Genomic DNA, 19,475 nt, shown 5'->3' with positions numbered 1-19,475 from the left:
TAGGGAGAATAAAAAACTCCCTTTTTTCTTATTTTTATTCTATTTATAGTCAAGTCTTTCGCTTGAAACAATTTTTCCATCTTCTGAAACAATTACCTGATAATATGCTTCTGAACCATACAAAATAACTTTCCAATTTCTAAATCCTTTTTTATACAATCCAACATGCTGAGCTTCAACTGCCTCATTAAATTTTTTCTTTACCTCTTCAATGCTATTGCTAACAACAGTATCCCTCGATACAACCGCCGAATCTGGTACAACTCTTTTTCCAACTGATGAACAACTTATTAACATTCCAAAACATAAAATTATTATTATTTTTCGTATTTTCTTTTCCATTAACTATTCACTACCTCTATTTTAATATCAAATTGTAAATCCTTTTTTTCCTTATCTAAATAAGTATATTTTATTTTTTTCAAAACAGCATTTGGATTATTATCAAGAATTTCATTAATATTTTGATTTGCCTTTTCTATTTTATGAAAATTTTCCGCAAGCTGAGCATTTGAAAATCCCTTTATTTTAAGATAATTAAACATATTAAAGTCATACATAAAATTCTCCTTTCTTAAATAAAGATTTTTTATTTAAATTTATTTTTCAAGTTCTTGATATGTTTTTTCCAAAATTTCCTCAAAAGATAAATTTGTCTTGAAACCAGCGGCTTTTATATGTCCTCCACCGCCAAAAATTGAAGCTATTTTATTTACGTTATATTTATCATTTGCACGAAAACTTCCTTTTAATGAGCCATCAACATCTTCCCTTACAAATAGTGAAAGTTCCATTCCTTCAACTTTTAAAAGCATTTCTGCCGCACCATCCGTATCATCTTTTTCAATACTTAGCTCTTTCATTTTTTCCTGTGTCAAATAGTAGCTTATGAACTTATAACGCTCATCAATTTTTTTATTTTTATAAAGCTCACCAATAAATCCAACTTTTTTTTCACTAACTTCAAAAATAATATTAGCAATCTTGTGATTATTAACACCTGCACCAATCAACTTGGAACACACAAAAAAAGTATGTTCTGTAACATTGTCATGCCTAAAGTTACCAGTATCATTAATTATTCCAAGATACATATATTTAGCGATTTTCTCTCTCAACTCAATCTCAAAAATCTCTAAAAACTGATACAAAAGCTCTCCTGTACTGCAAATGTCTTCCACATAATTAAAATCTGCATGTTCAGTATTACTAATGTGATGATCGATATTTATAGACTTTTTACTAAGTTTTTTTATTTCTATAGCCTTTCCATATCTTTCCTCATTTGCACAATCTAAACTTATAAACAAGTCAAATTTTTCATTATTTTGAAAATTATGCTTAAATTCATCACTAAATTTTTCATAACTCCAAATCAATTCTGTATCTTGAAAATGTCGCATATACTTAGGCAGCTTATCATCAACAACGATTTTTATCATTTTTTCCATATTATTTTTTTTACAAAAATCATCTATCATAAAATAAAATGCCAAAAGCGAGCCTAATGCATCTCCATCGGGATTAATATGTGCTGTTAAAATAATGCTTTTAGATAGTTTTATTTCATTTACGATTTCTTTTGGAAAAATATTTCCTTTGTAATTTTTTTTCATATATTTTTATTTTATTCCTGTTCTTAAATTTTTATAATTCTTAGCTATTATTTTCCAACAGAACGAATCATATAGCCACTTCCTGCTTTCTTAGCTTGATTTTCCATAGTTTTTAAAGTATTCGGGTTGTCTGTCATATTTGACATTACTACATAAACTGTTTTCCCATTTACTGAAGTTCTTTTATAGTAAAAATTTCCACCTAATTTTTTAGCTATTTCTCTTGCTGAAGATTCTGAATTTACCGAAGCTACCTGAATATACTTTTTAGAACTACTTTTCACTTGTTTTTTCTTTGCTTCTTCTCTAGCTTTTCTTGCCGCTTCCTCTTTTGATTTTCTTGCCGCCTCTTCTCTAGCATGCTGTTTTGCGGCTTCTGCTCTTGCCTGTTCCTTTCTAGCCTCCTCTTGTTGCTGTTTTCGTATTTCAGCCTGATGTGCTTCTGCCCTTGCCTCTTCCTTACGTTTTTGTTCGATTAGCCTAGCTTCTTCCTTTTTTTTCTGTTCCAATTTTTTAGCTTCCTGCTTAGCATGCTCTTTTTTCTTTTTTACATCCCCTGTTGTTTTTTCATTTGTTTGTAGTTGTGATGATGTATTTTTCTGATTAATTTCTGCTTGATCTTGCTGTAAATTAATTGGTTGTGAACTTTTTGTCTGCTCAAGTTCTTTTGTAACTGTTTCGTTATTATTTTCTACAACCTGATTTGGTAAAGTCAGATTATTCTTATAATCTTTGGAATTATAAAAATCCTTATTTCTAATTTTCATTTCTTTTGTAATACTTTCAGTTGTAGTTTCTTTTGATTTTTTATAGCCTGTTGCAAGCACCACACCATAAGTAACAACTGCAACAATTCCAGCTGCTCTCATTACTTTAAACGGATTTAATCGAAAACTCATTTTTTCTCCCTTCTTTTACCTTTTTATTTTTATTAAATAATCTCTTTTAATATTTTTTTAGAATTTTCTGCTGCAAGTTTTACAAAACTTGTGTATTCCATTCCAGAATCATCTGTAATCGAATCTGAAATTGAACGGATTATTAAGAATTTTATACCTAGTCTTGTACAAACCTGAGCTACAGCTCCACTTTCCATATCCACACAAAGTGCTTCAAAATCCTTTCCAAGTTGAAGTTTTACATCTTTTTGACTCACAAACTGATCCCCAGTCAAAATTCTTCCAAGCAATATCTGATGTTCAAAATTAGTTATAGTTCCAGTTTTTTCAATAAGTCCCTTATCTGACTCAAATGCCCATTCCTTCATTTGAGGAATCTGTCCCATTCTATATCCAAATGCTGTGGCATCAACATCGTGTTGAACAACATCTCGTCCAATAACAACATCTCCAACTTTCAGTCTTTCATCCAGAGAACCTGCAACTCCTGAAAAAATAACCTCACTTACACCAAATTTTTCAATTAATAAAGTAGCAGTAATCGCAGCATTTACCTTCCCAATTCCAGATTGTACAAAAACAACATCTTTATCATTAAATTTTCCAGTAAAAAACGATATTCCGTTTATAATGTTTTCTTTAATATCCTTAATTTCCTTTTTTATAGCCTCAGCCTCTTCAATTACTGCCCCAATAATTCCTATCATTTATTTCCTCCCGTTTTTATTTTTCATTTTCAATATTATTACTTTCATGATTAACATTTTCAGTATCACTATCTTTGTTTTCAATAGTTGTATTTATATTTCCCTCATAAATATATGTATCTTTAAGTTTACAAGTTTTTGTTTCGTTTGTATTAAGAACTGCCTGGAATTCCCATTTTTCATTTTTTCCAAGAGCGCTTATACTGTCAACTGCATCTCCTATTTTTGCTCCATTTTCATCAAAACATGGAATTTCTATTGTCAGATTTCTTTTTCCTACTCCATTATGCATCAAAATTCCTGTAACAATAGTTTTTCCTCCAGTCACTTCTACTTCTGCATTCGAAAACTTATATTTTGTATTTTTAGCCTTTATTTCTCCGTCATTTCCACCAATAATACCCCCAATCAATTTTCCAGTTGTCCCAATAACTGCCCCAGTAACTCCACCAGCAGCTTTTATAGTCCCTCCAACTACACTTCCAACTCCACCAATAATTCCGCAAGATGAAGTCAAAACCATTATTCCAATCAACAAAATTCTTCTTTTCACTGTTCTTAATCCTTATTCCTTTTTTATTTTTTATAAAATTTTCCCTAGCTATATTTATTTAATAACCTAGCTTTTTCATTTTAATTAATAAATCTGCTTATTTTATATCTTTAATTTATTTTAATATCCGAGTTCACTATGCCTTATTTTTGCATATCTAATTGATTACTACTTGAAGATAAAAGTGAAATATACCAAGGAAATGGTAATTGTTCCTCTTTAATTTAATAATATAAAAAATATTTACTAATAATAACATGTTTTTCGAAAATTCTATATATTATACAATATACGATTATAAAACGATATTAGTATAACATTAGAATATCATATTCCTACTAAAAAAACAAGGCAAATCATCCAATTTTACCTAAAAAGTAAACTAGAATTCTTGCCTTCATCTACTTAAATTACAGTTCTTAAAATTTCAAAGTTTCCGATAGTTTTTGTATTAATTCCAACAGGGATTAAAACTGTTTCTCCTTTTTTAATTGAAAGCTCTTCATTTTCTCCCCATACAATTTTTCCTTCTCCTTCCAATATAGAATAAATTGTCATGCTTTCATTGTTCACATCTTCAAAAGAATCAGAAAATTTTAATTTATCAATTGAGTAATATTCTTTTTTTATAATATGTTTTCTCAAAATACTTTTTCTGTTTTCAGAATCATTAAAATCAGTATTTCTAATCTCCACTTCTTTTCCAAAATCAATTACATCAGCCGAATCCTGTAAATGCAGTTCTCTTTTTTTACCATTTTCATCAATTCTATCAAAATCATAGATTCTATAAGTTACATCTGAGTTTTGCTGAACTTCTGCGAAAAGTACGCTTCCTTTTAATGAGGCATGGACTGTTCCTGGTGTGATATCAATAAAATCACCTTTTTTAACAGTTTTTTCTTCAAATAGTCCGTCGAAATCATTTTTTTCTACTTTTTCCAAGAATTTTTCTTTTGTGATACCAGGCTTCATTCCCATAATTAAAGTTGCATCATCGCTTGCCTCCATTATATACCAAGATTCACTTTTCCCAAATTCATTGTGTTTTTTTAGGGCAACTTCATCACTTGGATGCACTTGGATAGAAAGTCTGTCATTTACATCCAAATATTTTATAAGAAGTGGAAATTTATCTGGATATTTTTCATAAACTTTTTTTCCAACAAGCTCCCCTTTATATTTCTTATAAATATCATCTAGCCTTTGTCCAGTTAAAGCACCATTTTCGACAATTCCCATTCCATGCGGATGTGCCGACACTTCCCAAGATTCTCCAATTTTTTTACCTTCAGGCAGTTTCATTCCTAACTTTGTTTCAAATTCACGTCCGCCCCACACTTTTTCCACAAAAAATTTTTTAAACTTCATTGGATATAACATAAAAAATCTCTCCTTTATTTATAGAATTAATTTCCAATAACTTATTTATTCTATAATAACATTTTGAATTAAATTTTACAATAATCTTAATATTAATATTTTACTACACTGTGTTTAAATATACTTCAATAACCTTCATGTTTAGAATAAGATTTTTGTACTAAAATCTACTTGAAAATAATTTTTATACAGAGCTTTAAAAGAATCAAACTAATTCCCAATGTAATTTCCTTTACTGCTCTTTTTTGCCATTATCCCTACTTCCTCCTGTCTTGATATAAGTACATTATACATTTATATATGTATGTGTGTCAACAAATCAATACATATTTTAAAAATATATAAAATAGATTTTTACAAAAATTTATTTAAAAATATCTCTATTAAAACAATATCAAACTTAATAAAAATAGATATTTCTTACTATTTAAATAATTAGTATACATACTCATTGAACTATTAAAGAATTAAGAAACGTTATAAATAAATTAGTTTATTAGAATAGTTGCCAATAAGTTGCCAGTAAGTTGCCAATAAATTTTTAATGTATTGAAATAAATAGAAACAGATTAAGACAGGATAAAACCGCAAAATACCATAAATAAAAGAAAAAAGTGCATTTCAGCATAAATACTGATTTGCACTATATATCACATTTTTAGCTATTCTAATGGTGCCCAGACGCGGAATCGAACCACGGACACAGGGATTTTCAGTCCCTTGCTCTACCGACTGAGCTATCTGGGCATAATGGCGGGTGAACTGGGATTCGAACCCAGACATCTTGCGATTTCGCCGGTTTTCAAGACCGGTCCCTTAGCCGTTCGGACATCCACCCACAACTTTAATCAAATAATTAAATATTATAAATTTTCTAAAAAAAATACCACAATTTTAAATTATGGTTCTAAAAAAATAAATGGTACGGCCTAGGGGGATCGAACCCCTGTTACCGGGATGAAAACCCGAGGTCCTAACCACTAGACGAAGGCCGCACAAGTTTTTCAATGGTGGATCCAGCTGGACTTGAACCAGCGACCGCTCGGTTATGAGCCGAGTGCTCTAACCAGCTGAGCTATGGATCCATATGGCGTGCCTGAAGAGATTCGAACTCCTGGCCCACGGCTTAGAAGGCCGTTGCTCTATCCAACTGAGCTACAGGCACATATGGTTAAATTTAAATGGTGAGCCATACTGGGATCGAACCAGTGACACCTTGATTAAAAGTCAAGTGCTCTACCGACTGAGCTAATGGCTCATATTTTGGAGCGGGAGACGAGGGTCGAACTCGCGACATTCAGCTTGGAAGGCTGACGCTCTACCAACTGAGCTACTCCCGCATAATATGATTGTGGTGCCTCGGGCCGGACTTGAACCGGCACGGGATAAATTCCCACAGGATTTTAAGTCCTGTGCGTCTACCGATTTCGCCACCAAGGCATTTATAAGTATTTGTTATTGTTTTTTAACTCACAAGTACTCAATTAGTATATCACAATTAATTTTTATTGTCAACACCTTTTTTAAAATTTTTCTTATTTTCTCATTTGGGTATATCGAATACTCAAATATAATGCTAAAATACATAATAAAAACTAAGATTTTCCATTTCTTTCTCTTAATTTTTGTAACAAAAGAATGTCTCTTAGTTAGAAATAATCTTACTATTATTATATATTTTATGAAATAGTAAGTATATAAATTTTATAATTAGATTTTTCTATTTTTCAAGACATTCTCTTGTATTAAATTCTATTAATTCTCAACATATTCTCTTATAATTTTTTCTGCTTTTTGCGTAATTTCATCATAGCTTCCTTCTGGCGAGAATTTTTCCAGCACTGCTACTTCGATTTTTTTTGGTTTTGGGAACTTCATGTATCTTGAATATGCTTCAAATGCACCTTTTATTCCCAGACATTGGACATCTACATTCAGTTCCTTTGCAATTATAGCAAATACTTTTTTAAATTGAGCAACTTTTCCATCTTTTGTCCTTGCTCCTTCTGGGAAAATTACGATGCTTTTACCACTTTTTAGATAGCCAACTATTTCTTCTACACTTTTTCTAATATTTTTATTAATATCAATTAAAACGACATTTCCATTTGAAACAAGAAGTTTCATTACACCTTTTTTAAAATACCAGTCAATTGCTAAAAATAATGTATTAAAAACAATTTTATTTGGAAAAAGTGATCCTAAAATCAATGGATCTATAAAACTTTGATGGTTTGATACAAAGATTTGTGGATTGTCTGTTAATTTTTTTCTGTCAACTTTTTTTACTCTGAAATATAAGTCAACTATTGGCTGAAATACTTTTAACAGTTTTGTTACCCATCGGTTTTTATCATCTTGTATAGGTTTTGTTTCATTTATAATCTGTTTCCAGTCTACATCACTATCTTCAAATTTTGTTGCTTTTTGATTAATGTACTCTGATAATAGTTTCAGATTTGGCATTTCAGCAAATTTTTCTTCATCCAGCTGAATTCCAAAACTATTTTCTATAAATGCAAAAAATTCTACAATGTCAAGTGAATCCATTCCGATTTCAAGCTCCAGATTTTCTTCGGGCTGTGGTTCAATCCCTTTATTTTTCTTGACATATTCTTTTAAAATCTTATATGCTTCGTCTGTAGGTTCAGGTGTTTTTTCTTTTTTTACAATTTCATTTTTTTCGTATAAATCTGGCAACATAAATCTACGTGTCTTCCCAACACGTGTTTTTGGCAGTTCTTCTTCAAACAACTTGTAATCAAGTACTTTCTCATAGTTATGTGCCTTTAAATTATAGTCCTCTACAATATTTTTGATGTAGGCTTTTGTATTTGTAATTCCACGTTTTCTAAGCTCTAATAAATCTGGAACAATTATTGCAGCTAACTTATTCTTGTAATTAAAAATACCAATTTCCTTGATTAATCCATTACTTTGTGCAATTACTCTATTTTCAAGTGTTTCAGGGTCAATATTCTTACCATTTGAAAGGACAATCATTGTATTTTTTCTTCCACGAATTGTAACATATCCTTCTTCATCAATTGTCGCTAAATCTCCTGTCTTGAACCATCCGTCTTCAGTAATAACTTCCGCCGTCTTATCAGGTTTATTATAGTAACCTTTCATAACAATTGGTCCTTTAACCCATAATTCTTCATCTACAATTTTTACATCCACATTGTATAATTTTTTCCCAACTGTTCCAATTTTTCTTTCTTTTTTTGAATTTACAGCAATAACTGGTGAAGTCTCTGTAAGTCCGTAACCTTCAAGAGCATAAAATCCCAATGTTTCATAAAACTTTGAAATTTCAGGATCCATTTTTGCTCCACCGACAACAATGAAGTCAAGATGTCCACCGAATTTTTTATGGACTTTTGCAAAGACTTTTCTTTTTATCTTCAATGATTTGACATTGCTCATCATTTTGTAAATAAATCGTGTAATAAATTTTGCGTCAATTTGCTGTTTTATTCCATCATAAAATAGCTTGAATACTCTTGGAACACCTATTATTGCAGTTACTCTATTTTTTTCAAGAGCGTCAAATATTTCCTTGCTTGCAATTTTTTCTACAAATACAATTGAAGTTTGATACTTTAACATCAAAAGTACAGTTGCTGTCAATGGCAGAACATGGTGAAACGGCAATATTGCCAAGATCTGATCTCTATGATCAAATATTCCCTTTTCATAAAGTCCTTCCATTTCAGTATTTAAATTATTAAAAGACAGCATTACACCTTTTGGACTTCCAGTTGTCCCTGAAGTATAAAGCATAGCCGCTGTTTCATCTCCAGTTGGATTTTCAAGCTCAAACTGCATATTTTTTATAACATTCATTTTTTCCTGTTCAACTGTAATTTTATCCACATTTATTACTTTTACAGTATTTTTTGAACTATATTTTTCAACTGCTTCAAAAATAGTTCCTTCTGTTTCATTTGAGCAAAAAATTACATTTGGATGTGAGTCTTCTAAAACGTATAAAATTTCATCTGAATTACTATTAGCATCAAGGGCTATTCCAGCTGATTTTTTATCCCATACTGCAAAAAAACTGTAAATCCATTCTGGACGATTTTCCATAACAATCAGCCCAAATTTTTCTTTTTCCAATTCAACTACATATTCAGAAAAATACTTTATATTATTTATCAAATCAATATAATTAATATGTTTATTGTCAAAGTCAACTAATGCCAGTCGCTCCGTTCTCTCTAAAAACATAATTTGCCTCCTCTTTTTATTGGCATATCCAAAATTCAATTTAGTATACCATAATCATAAATAAAATTCAATTTCACATTACTTTGTATATAAAAAATTTTGTTTATAAAATATAATTTTGGAAGCTTTTTACTATAGTTTTATTAACAAATTAAATATTTTTATTGATTATTTTGAAATATACTGTAAAATATAATTATAATAGCGTGAAAAAAATAATTTAAGAAAGGAAAATAAACTATGAAACCAATTTTTGTTATATCTACAACTTATACAAAACCGCTTGAAGAAGTGGGAAAATTTAGACAGGAACATTTTAATTTTATTCAAAAAAACATTGATGCTGGAAAATTTATGGCTGGAGGGAGACAAAATCCACCAACTGGCGGACTTATTTTAGCATACAATGTAACAAAATCAGAACTTGAGGAAATATTAAAAGAAGATCCATATTACAAGAATAATTTGATAGAAACTGTAATAACTGAATTTACACCTGCACTATTTGATGAGGATTTAAAAAATTACAAGAAAAATAATTATTAATTTAGATTGTCAATTATAGAATTTAAATTATCTAATATGCTTTAATTTAATAAAAAAGAACCTACTCTATAATCAAATAAAATAGAAATAGGTTCTTTATTTTTGTATTTAACTTAAATCAAGAATTTAAAAAATTAATACCATCCTCTTAATTTCATTGCTTTTGAAATTCTTTCGATGCTCTTCATATAAGCAGCATTTCTTAAATCTACTTTGTATTCATCCGCTAAGTTCCATACATCTTCAAATGCTGTTGACAATAATACATCTTCTTTTTGTTGAACTTCTTCAAATGGCCAGTAGTAACTTTGTAAGTTTTGTACCCATTCAAAGTATGAAACTACAACTCCACCTGAATTTGCTAGAATGTCAGGAATAACTATAATTCCTTTTTTGAATAAGATTTCATCAGCTTCTGGAGTAGTTGGTCCATTTGCTCCTTCTGTTATTACTTTTGCTTTTATTCTGTCAGCGTTTTCAGAAGTAATTTGATTTTCTAAAGCACATGGTGCTAAAACGTCAACTTCTAATTCTAACAATTCATTATTTGTAATATCTTTTCCATATCCTTTGTTTGCTGCAATACGTCCATTTTCTTCAAAATCTTTTATTACAGCTTCCATGTCGATTCCGTTTTCATTGTAAACTGCAACATCTGAATTTGAAAATGCTACAATTTTTGCACCATCTTTATATGCATAGTAAGCTGTATAGAATCCAACATTTCCAAATCCTTGTACAGCATATGTTGCTCCTTTAACATCAATGTTTAATTTTGCTAATGCTTTTTTAGCTGTTAAATGAACTCCGTATCCAGTGGCTTCTGTTCTTGCAAGAGATCCTCCAAATTCTAAAGGTTTTCCTGTGAATACACCTTTTGTTGATTTTCCTGCAACTTCTTCATAAGCGTCAACCATCCAGGACATAATTTGTCCATTTGTGTTAACGTCTGGAGCTGGTATGTCAACTTTTTCTCCAATAATTGGTGAAATTGCTTTTGCAAAACCTTTAGAGATTCTTTCTAACTCAGCTTTAGAATATTCTTTAGGATTAATTGCCATTCCACCTTTTCCACCACCATAAGGGATTCCTGCTACTGAACATTTAAATGTCATCCAAGTAGATAGTGCCTTTACTTCATCTCTTGTTACACCTGGATGAAATCTAAGTCCACCTTTAAAAGGACCTACTGCATTGTTGTGCTGCGATCTGTATCCTACAAATGTTTTAACTGTTCCGTCGTCTAATTTTACTGGGAACGATACTTCCAATACTCTCATTGGATTTTTTAAAATTTCATAAACAGCTGGATCTGCATTTAATTTATCACAAGCTGATTTGATTTGTTTTTGAGCAATCTCAAATGGATTTAATGTTTCTTTTGCCATTGTTTCTACCTCACTTTTCTCTAGTCTGTTCTGATTTTTAAACTCTGTTAAAAATCTTCTCTACTGTTACATCATACTACAATTCTATATAAAATTGCAAGTGTTTTTTGTTAGTAAGATAAAGAAAAATAATGTTGTGAGATAATACATATGTGACAAGAATATACAAAAAAAGAAAGGTTTCTGATATAATGTAAATCTACCAAACCACATTAAGGAGAAACCTTTCATATGAGTAGTATATCAGAAATATACCGTGTTCGTCAACGGGCAATTGAGTATGCAATAAAACATAATAATAATTCAAAGGCAGCAGTGAAGTATAAGACATCACGTCAGCAGATAAAACGTTGGAGAGACAGATACGACGGAACAGTCCAGTCTCTTCTGCCAAAAAGCAGAAGACCTAAAGCCACCCAAACCAGCACACGCAAGAAGAAATAGAGCTGGTTATGAAAAAGTACAGGAAATTTGGCTATGAAGGGCTGGCAGAAGTCTATGTTAAAGCAAGAAAGGAAGGCTACAGCCGTACATACGATTCAATGTGCAAGATAATAAGGAAAATGAAGGGCAATGCCAAAGAAAAGCCTAAAAAGCAGCATAAAAGAAAAAAGAAAGTTGAACAGGCGAAGTACCCTGGGGAAAGAGTGCAGATAGACATAAAATATGTTCCAGAAGAATGCATACAGTTTGGAACACGTGACCAGAAGTATTATCAAATAACAGCATTAGATGAATATACAAGAAAAAGAGTGTTAAGGATAGCAGATGAAAAAAGCACCTATCAGACTGCAAAGTTTCTAGAGAACTTGGAAAGGGAGCTGGGATTTGACATAAAGAAAGTTCAGACAGATAATGGGAAAGAGTTCACAAATTCTGAAAGTGATAAGAAAACACTGTTTGAGCTGAAACTGGAGGAGAAGGGGATAGAGTACGTGACAACCCGTCCATATTCGCCATGGGAGAATGGAAAAGTGGAAAGAAGCCACAGGCTTGACAGCAAGTACTATGCAGACAAGAAATTTAAAAGCAAGGAAGAACTGTTAAGGGCAATAAGGAAATACAATACAAGATACAACAACATATCAAGAAAAGTACTGGGCTTTAAGAGTCCAAATGAAGTATTAAAAGAGTACAAGGAAAATCAGTAGGTTAAAGATACATTAGGAAAGAAATATTTTTTTAATATATTTTTGTAACAAATGTTTGACATCTATACATTTGTTAGTAAGATAAAGAAAAATAATTTATATCATTTTTTCAATATTTATGATATTATATAGAGTAAAGAATTAACAATAAAAATAATGAGGTGAAAAATGACCACAAAATATAAATTTAATTATGGAAAATTTTTTAGAACTATTATTGTACTGCTTTGTTTAGTGGCATTAATAAGATTTGGAAAAGATGTTTTTGAACGTCATTTTTTTAACACTAGGCTTACAGTTATTCCTGATGTTATGAACCTTGACAAGAAGGATGCTGTAAAATATTTGAAAAAAGCTGGGTTAAAAGTCAAAGTTATTAATTCCAAAACAGAAAAAGTACCGCTGGATACGGTTTATAACCAAGATCCACGTCCAGGTAAGGAAGTTAAAGTAAACAGAGTTATAAGAATCTGGGTAAATAATGGAGAAGATGTAAAAGTCCCTAATATTATCGGATTAGAACTGCTTGAAGCAAGATCTCGGTTAAAAGGGCAAAATATTCAAATAGAAACAATTGATTATTATCCATCTAACCAGAAATATAATACAATTTTAGGAGTTTATCCAAAACCAGGTACAAAACTTGAAATTAACCAAAAAATTTCAATACTGGTTTCTTCACAGCAAATGGTAGATCCGTCAGTTATGCCAAATATAACAGGACTTGACTTAAACGATGCGAGAGAATTGTTAAAACAAATTGGACTTGATATTGGAAATATTTCACGTACAAGTGACCCAACATTGCCTGTAAATACGATTATTTCTACAGATCCTGCAGCTGGAACGAAGATTCAGAGAGGACAGAAGATATCAATTGTGTTAAATACTGGAGCTGCTCCGAAAAAACGTGAAAAATCAACTGAGGAAATTATCAACCAGTCTCAAGAAGAAATAGATAATCAGGAAATTGAGAAAATCATTGATAACACAATTAACAAAATTGATCAGCAAGGTTCTGAACAGAAGAATAATGGAAACACACAATCTCCTCCACGTAATAATACACAAGGTGGCGGAAATAACAATTCCAGCGGTGGAGATAATGGTGACGAATAGCTAAAACAAGAAAAATTTAGAAAGGAGATGGGAGTTATTTTGAATTTTTATTTTAAAATTTCTCCCAAATATTTTTATTAAAGGAAAAGTTATTAGAAAAATAAAAGGATTTTACTATGTTTTGGATGAAAATTCCAAAAATTTGAATGAAGAAAATATTTATGAATGTAAATTACGTGGAACTTTAAAAGTAAAAAATGATAAAATGAATTGTATTATCGGAGACTGTGTAGAATTTGACGAAAAGGAAAAAGTTATTGAAAAAATTGAAAAAAGAAAAAACTTTTTGTATCGTCCACTTATTGCAAATATTGATTTTATCGGTATTCTTTTTGCAATAAAAAGCCCAAATTTTGATTTTATAAATTTTCAGAAAATGCTCTTAAATGCATAACTCTCAAAACATTCCAGTTATACTAATCTTATCCAAGATTGATTTAGTTTCAGAAGAAGAGCTGGAAGAATTTTTAAATAAATTTAGAAAAATTTTTAGAGATACAATTTCTGTTTTTCCAATTTCTACACAAACAAATAATGGTCTTACAAAATTGAAGCAATATATAAATAAAAAATCTGTTGTAATTTCAGGACCGTCGGGAGCTGGAAAATCTACGCTTATTAATACTTTGATTGGAGAAGAAATACTAACTACAAACGATATTAGCGAGAAAACTAAAAAAGGACGACATACTACGATAGAAAGTCGATTCTTTATGCCGGCTCCACATTCATACATAATAGATACGCCAGGATTTTCAACACTTGATTTTCCTAAGCTGGAAGAAAAAAAAGAACTGGAAAAATTATTTCCAGAGTTTCTCGAATTTATTCCTGACTGTAAATTTCGAGACTGTATTCACGTAAATGAGCCAAATTGTGCAATTAAAGAAAATGTAGAAAATGGCAATATTTCAAAAGAACGGTATGATTTTTATTTATACTCGCTTGAAAATATACGGTTTTCAAAGTATACTTAAAACCTAACACTTGATTTAAGAATATTTAATTAAAGAAAAGAGTTGATTTTTTATGGATAAAAAAATTATCATAGCACCTTCGCTGCTTGCCGCAGACTTTAGTAAGCTAAAGGAAGAAATCACAGAAGTGGAAAAACTCGGAGCAGAATACCTGCATTTAGATGTTATGGATGGAAATTTTGTTCCAAATATAAGCTTTGGAGCTCCTGTCATTTCATCTTTACGAAAACATAGCAATCTTGTATTTGATGTACACCTGATGGTAAACGAACCAGATTACTTAATAGAAGATTTTGCACAATTCTCAGACATAATCACAGTCCATGCTGAAGCTTCAAAGCACTTGAACAGAACAATACAATTAATAAAATCTTTCGGAAAAAAAGTAGGTGTCGCATTAAATCCTTCTACTCCGCTGGATGTTATAAAATATGACCTGGATAACATTGATATGGTTCTAATAATGACTGTGAATCCCGGTTTTGGCGGGCAAAAATTCATTCCTGAAATGATACAGAAAATAAAAGATTTACGAAAGATTAACAAAAACATTGATATTGAAGTGGATGGCGGAATAAACGACAAAACTGCTAAGCTGGTAAAAGAAGCTGGGGCAAATGTGCTAGTTGCAGGTTCCTATATTTTTAGTGGAAATTATAAAGAAAAAATTGATTCCCTGAAATAATGTAAAAGTATCTTAAATTAAACTCAAAAATTATGTCTACTTTATTCAAATCCTGAAATTATCTATCTATTAGATATTAAAAGAGGTTAAATGCAAAAAATATGAAAAAACAGATAAAATAAAAAATTGTAAATAAAAGAAGAAAGGAACAGTTAAAATGTATGAAAAAATAGAAAATCTATTAGATAAATTTTATAAAACATATTACAAAATTGAAGAAATAAATTTAAATCAGGTAATTAAATGTTTAACTACATCTGAACTTCATATTATTGAAGCTATTGGAGAAAATGAAATTACAATGAATGAATTATCTGATAAATTGGGCATTACAATGGGAACTGCCTCAGTTGCAGTGAACAAGCTGACTGATAAGCAATTTTTAGAACGCTATCGTTCAGATATTGACAGACGTAAAGTTTTTGTAAAACTAACTTCAAAAGGAAAAGTTGCATTAAACTATCACGGAGATTTTCACTCAAACATTCTAGAAAAAATCACAGACGATATTCCACAAAAAAAACTGGACACATTTATCGAAGTTTTTGAAACAATCGTAAAAAATCTAGATAAAGTCAAAAAAGACATTCAACCTGAATCAATCTTAAATTTTGAAAAAAATGATTTAGTGCAAGTCTCTTCAATCAAAGGAAGTACTGCAATTAGAAAATACCTAAACGAAAAAGGCGTTATGATAAAATCACTTATAAAAATTTTAAATATTGATAAATATTTAATAACTTTAATTGTTGATGGGGATGAAAAAGTTTTAAATATTGAGGATGCAGAAAATATTATGGTTAGGAAAAATACGCTTTAAGAAAATCCACTATTACAAAATCATTAGATAAGATAATAATAAAACAACATAAGAACAATGGCAACTAAATATAGTAACTGTAATAAAATTTTTTTATTTTTTATTGACAATTTTATAAAAATAGAGTAGAATTAATTATATCAAACCCCCTGCAGTATTTTAAATAATACAAGGTTAGTATACCTACGCAGGGCTTTTTTTTAGGAGAATTTAAGATGATTATGGTAAGAGATGAATTTCTGACTTTTAAAGAACAAGTGAAACTCTTTAAAGATAGGGGAATGATTATCACTGATGAAGAAAAAGCTGAAAAAGTATTGCAATTTATAAATTACTATAAATTAAAAGAATGTTCGTTACCTTATTTTAAAAATGGACAATATATACAAGACATTACTTTTGATGAAATATTAACTAGATTTTATGAAAATAAGAATTTAAGAATTAATTTATTAAGATTAACTGAAAAAGTCGAAATTTCATTAAAAACTAAATTTTCTTATTTAATAGGTGAAAAATTTGGAGCTTATGGATACCTTGATTTTTATAAGTGAGTAGATAAAACAGAATATTGTAGACATTTCAGAACATTTAAAGAAAAAGATTTTAAAAAAAGAATAGATAGAAGTTTAGGAAATAGTAAAAACGAATTGCTTGAAACGTATAAACAAAATCACAATAAAATACCAATATGGCTAGTAACAGATATTTTAACATTTGGGGAAATACTGGATTTATATAAACTACTATATAAAAAATATCAGAATAAAATAGCTAAAGAACATAATTTATCTGGAATTATATATTTATCTTGGTTAGAAAATATCAATTTAATTAGAAACTTATCAGCTCATAACTCGAATATTGTAGATATAAAATTTTCCACAAAGCCCAAGATATTAGATGAATTTAAAAACAAATTATATTTCATTAATGGTAAAATATCAGATAGGATAGCAGTATCAGTTTTAATATTAGAATATTTAGTTTTTGTAATTAATTTAAAATATCCAGGTGGAGCCATTAGAAAAAGTTTAAAAAAGTTGTGTCGTAACAGAACAGATGAAGAAGCTCAAAAATTAGGTTTTAAAGATTTTGAAACAATTAAAAATTTAAAGATATAATCACAGTTATTAGTTTAATTGTGATTTTTTTGATAAAAATAAAATATATTAAGGAGGGAATATGCTTTATTTAGATGGAATTGGGATTTCATTTTTGATAAAAGAAATAAAAGAAAAAATATTACGATATAAACTGACAAAGATTTTCCAATATGACAGAGTTTCATTTTCACTCTTTTTTGGAAAAAATAACTTAATTTTTCAAGTAAAAGACAATTCAACTATTTTTTATTTAAAGGATGAAAAAGATCCAAATACTGATTTTCAGTCAAAATTTTTATTGTCATTAAAAAAATATCTGCAAAATTCAATTTTGATAAATATCAGACAAGAAGGTTTTGACAGGATTGTTTATTTTGACTTTGAGAAGTTAAATCAGTTTGGAGATGTGGAAAAATATACGTTAATTATTGAGATTATGGGAAAAGCGAGCAATATTTTTCTGACTAGCAAGGACAAAATTTTGTCTGCGCTTTATTTTACTTCAATTGATGTTGGGAACCGTGTTATTATGACTGGTGCAAAATACACGTTGCCATTTGAGGAAAAAAAGATTTCACCTATATATCTGGAAGCTGAAAATTTTCCATTTGAAACAGAATCTTTTATGGAAAAAATTGAAGGTGTAGGACGTGCTTTTGCACTAGAGTGTTCACAAGATTATGATACTTTCAAAAAATATTTATCCAGCTATAATCCTGTAATGTACGAAATCATGAATCGTGGAAAAATTCAAAAAGTACTAACTTACAACGAATTTTCTGAATTTAGCCAAAAGGAAAATACAAATTTAGAAAATAGCAGAAAATATTTTGAAACCTTAAATGATGGGTTAAACGCTTATTTTAAAACAACTATTACTTCTAATGTTATTAGTGAAAAAAAGAAAAACTTGCTAAAATATGTTGATTCTCAAATAAAAAAATTCAAAAAAATTGAAAAAAATATAAAAGTTGACTTGAAAAAAAATGAAAATTTTGAAAATTATAAAAATATCGGGGATATTCTGGCAGCAAATATGCACCAAATAAAATACGGAATGAAAAAAGTTACAGTTTTTGACTTTTATAACAATCAGGAAATTACAATAAATTTGGATCCGCTCTTATCTCCAAACGATAATCTGAATTTTTATTATAATAAATATAATAAGGGAAAACGAACTATTTCAGCCTTAAATTCTAGATTTTTAGACATTCAAAATGAGATAAAGTATTTTGAAGAAATAAAAATGTTTATTGAAAAAGAAAATGATTTTATTGGAATTGAAGAAATTGAAAATGAACTGAATTTAACAAATAATGGAAATAAATCAAAAAATAAAATTAAATTGAACAAACCGAAAAAACGTGAACTATTGTCATTTAACTACAAAGGCTTTCAAATCTTTGTTGGTAGAAACAATAAGGAAAATGAGGAAATTTCCTTTTCCAAAGGACAACCGAATGACATTTGGTTGCACATAAAGGATATTCCTGGAAGCCATGTCCTTATTTTACGAAATAATCAAGAACTTCCAAACGATGTTCTTTTGCATGCCGCAAACCTTGCCTGTGAGTATTCTAAAGCGAAAAGAGGCGACAAAGTTACTGTTGATTACTGTGAAAGAAAATTTGTAAAAAAAATAAAAAATAGTAAACCAGGAAATGTTATTTATACAAACTATCACTCTTTATTAATTGATGTTCAATAACTTTTTTAAATAAACTATATTGTTTAACTGCCCAACACAAAAAATGTTCTTCAGACTTATTGACAAATACCGAAAACTGTTGTAAAATTAAGGTAGAGATATAATTAAGGAGGATAAATAAATGGCAAGTAAAACAGTTACTATGACAAATCCTACAGGATTACATACAAGACCAGGTGGAGTATTTATTGCTAAAGCAAAAGAATTTGAAAGTACAGTAGAAGTTGAAAATGAAGGAAAAAAAGTAAACGGAAAATCTTTATTAAAACTATTATCAATTGGGATCAAAAATGGTTCAGAAGTTACAGTTTACGCTGAAGGACCTGATGCTGATCAAGCAGTTGAAGTTTTAGGAGAATTATTAGCAACTATTAGAGACTAATAAATTGTAGTAATTAAGTGAAATAAAAATATTGTTTTTTATAGATTTGTTATAGAAAATATGTTTTATTAAACTAAAAAATAAAAAGGCTTTCTTATTTTTAAGATTGTCTTTTTTTTTTGTTATTTATTTTCAGACTAAACCTCTCTCTAAGTATATACTTTATACTATTCCTCATTTAAAAATGAGAATAAAT

General features: G+C 29.5%; 17 protein-coding genes, 8 tRNA genes and 2 pseudogenes. 10 read left to right on the top strand and 17 right to left on the bottom strand.

What is annotated here, in order from left to right:
• Positions 1-39: 39 nt before the first annotated feature.
• The 16 genes from FVE75_RS01250 to FVE75_RS01175 all read right to left on the bottom strand — a co-directional run bounded on the left by FVE75_RS01250 (position 40) and on the right by FVE75_RS01175 (position 9,394).
• Positions 40-342 carry a hypothetical protein gene (locus tag FVE75_RS01250; protein WP_147004838.1) on the bottom strand — a complete coding sequence of 101 codons (303 nt, stop codon included), beginning with the start codon at positions 340-342 and terminating at the stop codon, positions 40-42.
• Positions 342-560: a hypothetical protein gene (locus FVE75_RS01245; protein ID WP_147004837.1), complete on the bottom strand. Its 219-nt coding sequence runs from the start codon at positions 558-560 to the stop codon at positions 342-344. Before FVE75_RS01245 ends, FVE75_RS01250 begins: the two co-directional genes overlap by 1 nt.
• Positions 561-599: 39 nt before the next feature.
• Complete coding sequence (locus FVE75_RS01240) at positions 600-1,616, bottom strand: DHH family phosphoesterase (protein ID WP_147004836.1); 1,017 nt, start codon at positions 1,614-1,616, stop codon at positions 600-602.
• A 47-nt stretch (positions 1,617-1,663) separates the two neighbouring features.
• A complete protein-coding gene (locus FVE75_RS01235; protein WP_147004835.1) occupies positions 1,664-2,515 on the bottom strand; it encodes an SPOR domain-containing protein in 852 nt (283 codons plus the stop codon).
• 32 nt (positions 2,516-2,547) lie between these two features.
• Positions 2,548-3,222, bottom strand: coding sequence for a 5'-methylthioadenosine/adenosylhomocysteine nucleosidase (locus tag FVE75_RS01230; RefSeq protein WP_147004834.1), 675 nt, complete (start codon positions 3,220-3,222; stop codon positions 2,548-2,550).
• A 16-nt stretch (positions 3,223-3,238) separates the two neighbouring features.
• The gene (locus FVE75_RS01225) at positions 3,239-3,775 is read right to left on the bottom strand and encodes an FxLYD domain-containing protein (protein ID WP_147004833.1); all 537 of its coding nucleotides are present in this window, start codon (positions 3,773-3,775) and stop codon (positions 3,239-3,241) included.
• Between the two features lie 405 nt (positions 3,776-4,180).
• Entirely contained in the window at positions 4,181-5,158 is a 978-nt protein-coding gene (locus tag FVE75_RS01220; protein ID WP_147004832.1) for a type I phosphomannose isomerase catalytic subunit, read from the bottom strand.
• 671 nt (positions 5,159-5,829) lie between these two features.
• Positions 5,830-5,905 (bottom strand) — tRNA-Phe (locus tag FVE75_RS01215).
• 4 nt (positions 5,906-5,909) lie between these two features.
• A tRNA-Ser gene (locus FVE75_RS01210) sits at positions 5,910-5,996 on the bottom strand.
• An 82-nt stretch (positions 5,997-6,078) separates the two neighbouring features.
• Positions 6,079-6,153: transfer RNA gene (locus tag FVE75_RS01205), tRNA-Glu, on the bottom strand.
• Between the two features lie 13 nt (positions 6,154-6,166).
• Positions 6,167-6,243, bottom strand: a tRNA-Ile gene (locus FVE75_RS01200).
• Between the two features lie 3 nt (positions 6,244-6,246).
• Positions 6,247-6,323: transfer RNA gene (locus tag FVE75_RS01195), tRNA-Arg, on the bottom strand.
• Between the two features lie 17 nt (positions 6,324-6,340).
• Positions 6,341-6,416 (bottom strand) — tRNA-Lys (locus FVE75_RS01190).
• 6 nt (positions 6,417-6,422) lie between these two features.
• Positions 6,423-6,498, bottom strand: a tRNA-Gly gene (locus FVE75_RS01185).
• A gap of 12 nt (positions 6,499-6,510) precedes the next feature.
• A tRNA-Leu gene (locus FVE75_RS01180) sits at positions 6,511-6,598 on the bottom strand.
• Between the two features lie 315 nt (positions 6,599-6,913).
• The gene (locus FVE75_RS01175) at positions 6,914-9,394 is read right to left on the bottom strand and encodes an AMP-binding protein (protein ID WP_147004831.1); all 2,481 of its coding nucleotides are present in this window, start codon (positions 9,392-9,394) and stop codon (positions 6,914-6,916) included.
• A gap of 240 nt (positions 9,395-9,634) precedes the next feature.
• On the opposite strand from FVE75_RS01175, the gene FVE75_RS01170 reads away from it, so the two are divergent.
• Entirely contained in the window at positions 9,635-9,940 is a 306-nt protein-coding gene (locus FVE75_RS01170) for a YciI family protein (protein ID WP_147004830.1), read from the top strand.
• 134 nt (positions 9,941-10,074) lie between these two features.
• Here the strand turns inward: FVE75_RS01170 and FVE75_RS01165 are convergent, their stop codons facing one another.
• Complete coding sequence (locus tag FVE75_RS01165) at positions 10,075-11,328, bottom strand: Glu/Leu/Phe/Val family dehydrogenase (RefSeq protein ID WP_147004829.1); 1,254 nt, start codon at positions 11,326-11,328, stop codon at positions 10,075-10,077.
• Between the two features lie 231 nt (positions 11,329-11,559).
• Between FVE75_RS01165 and FVE75_RS01160 the strand changes: the two are divergent.
• From FVE75_RS01160 to FVE75_RS01125, 9 genes and pseudogenes are all read left to right on the top strand, one after another.
• A pseudogene (locus tag FVE75_RS01160) lies at positions 11,560-12,479 on the top strand (DDE-type integrase/transposase/recombinase).
• Positions 12,480-12,647: 168 nt separating this feature from the next.
• A complete protein-coding gene (locus FVE75_RS01155; protein WP_147004828.1) occupies positions 12,648-13,598 on the top strand; it encodes a PASTA domain-containing protein in 951 nt (316 codons plus the stop codon).
• Positions 13,599-13,719: 121 nt separating this feature from the next.
• The gene (locus tag FVE75_RS11150) at positions 13,720-13,992 is read left to right on the top strand and encodes a ribosome small subunit-dependent GTPase A (protein WP_232052576.1); all 273 of its coding nucleotides are present in this window, start codon (positions 13,720-13,722) and stop codon (positions 13,990-13,992) included.
• Positions 13,985-14,575 (top strand): ribosome small subunit-dependent GTPase A, encoded by a 591-nt coding sequence (rsgA, locus tag FVE75_RS01150; protein WP_232052575.1) that lies wholly within the window; start codon positions 13,985-13,987, stop codon positions 14,573-14,575. The genes FVE75_RS11150 and rsgA overlap by 8 nt, the downstream gene beginning before the upstream one ends.
• Before the next feature lie 52 nt (positions 14,576-14,627).
• Complete coding sequence (gene rpe, locus FVE75_RS01145; protein WP_147004827.1) at positions 14,628-15,260, top strand: ribulose-phosphate 3-epimerase; 633 nt, start codon at positions 14,628-14,630, stop codon at positions 15,258-15,260.
• A gap of 157 nt (positions 15,261-15,417) precedes the next feature.
• Entirely contained in the window at positions 15,418-16,080 is a 663-nt protein-coding gene (locus FVE75_RS01140) for a MarR family winged helix-turn-helix transcriptional regulator (protein ID WP_147004826.1), read from the top strand.
• A gap of 215 nt (positions 16,081-16,295) precedes the next feature.
• Positions 16,296-17,204, top strand: a pseudogene (locus tag FVE75_RS01135) (Abi family protein).
• Positions 17,205-17,265: 61 nt separating this feature from the next.
• Positions 17,266-18,897, top strand: a complete 1,632-nt coding sequence (locus FVE75_RS01130) for an Rqc2 family fibronectin-binding protein (protein WP_147004825.1) — start codon at positions 17,266-17,268, stop codon at positions 18,895-18,897.
• Positions 18,898-19,018: 121 nt separating this feature from the next.
• A complete protein-coding gene (locus tag FVE75_RS01125) occupies positions 19,019-19,279 on the top strand; it encodes an HPr family phosphocarrier protein (RefSeq protein ID WP_147004824.1) in 261 nt (86 codons plus the stop codon).
• The last annotated feature ends 196 nt before the right edge of the window (positions 19,280-19,475 follow it).

The organism is Leptotrichia hongkongensis, assembly GCF_007990635.1.
GTDB classification, from domain to species: Bacteria; Fusobacteriota; Fusobacteriia; order Fusobacteriales; family Leptotrichiaceae; genus Leptotrichia; species Leptotrichia hongkongensis.
Note: the sequence above shows the minus strand (reverse complement) of the source record. Positions and strands in the feature narration are given on the sequence as shown.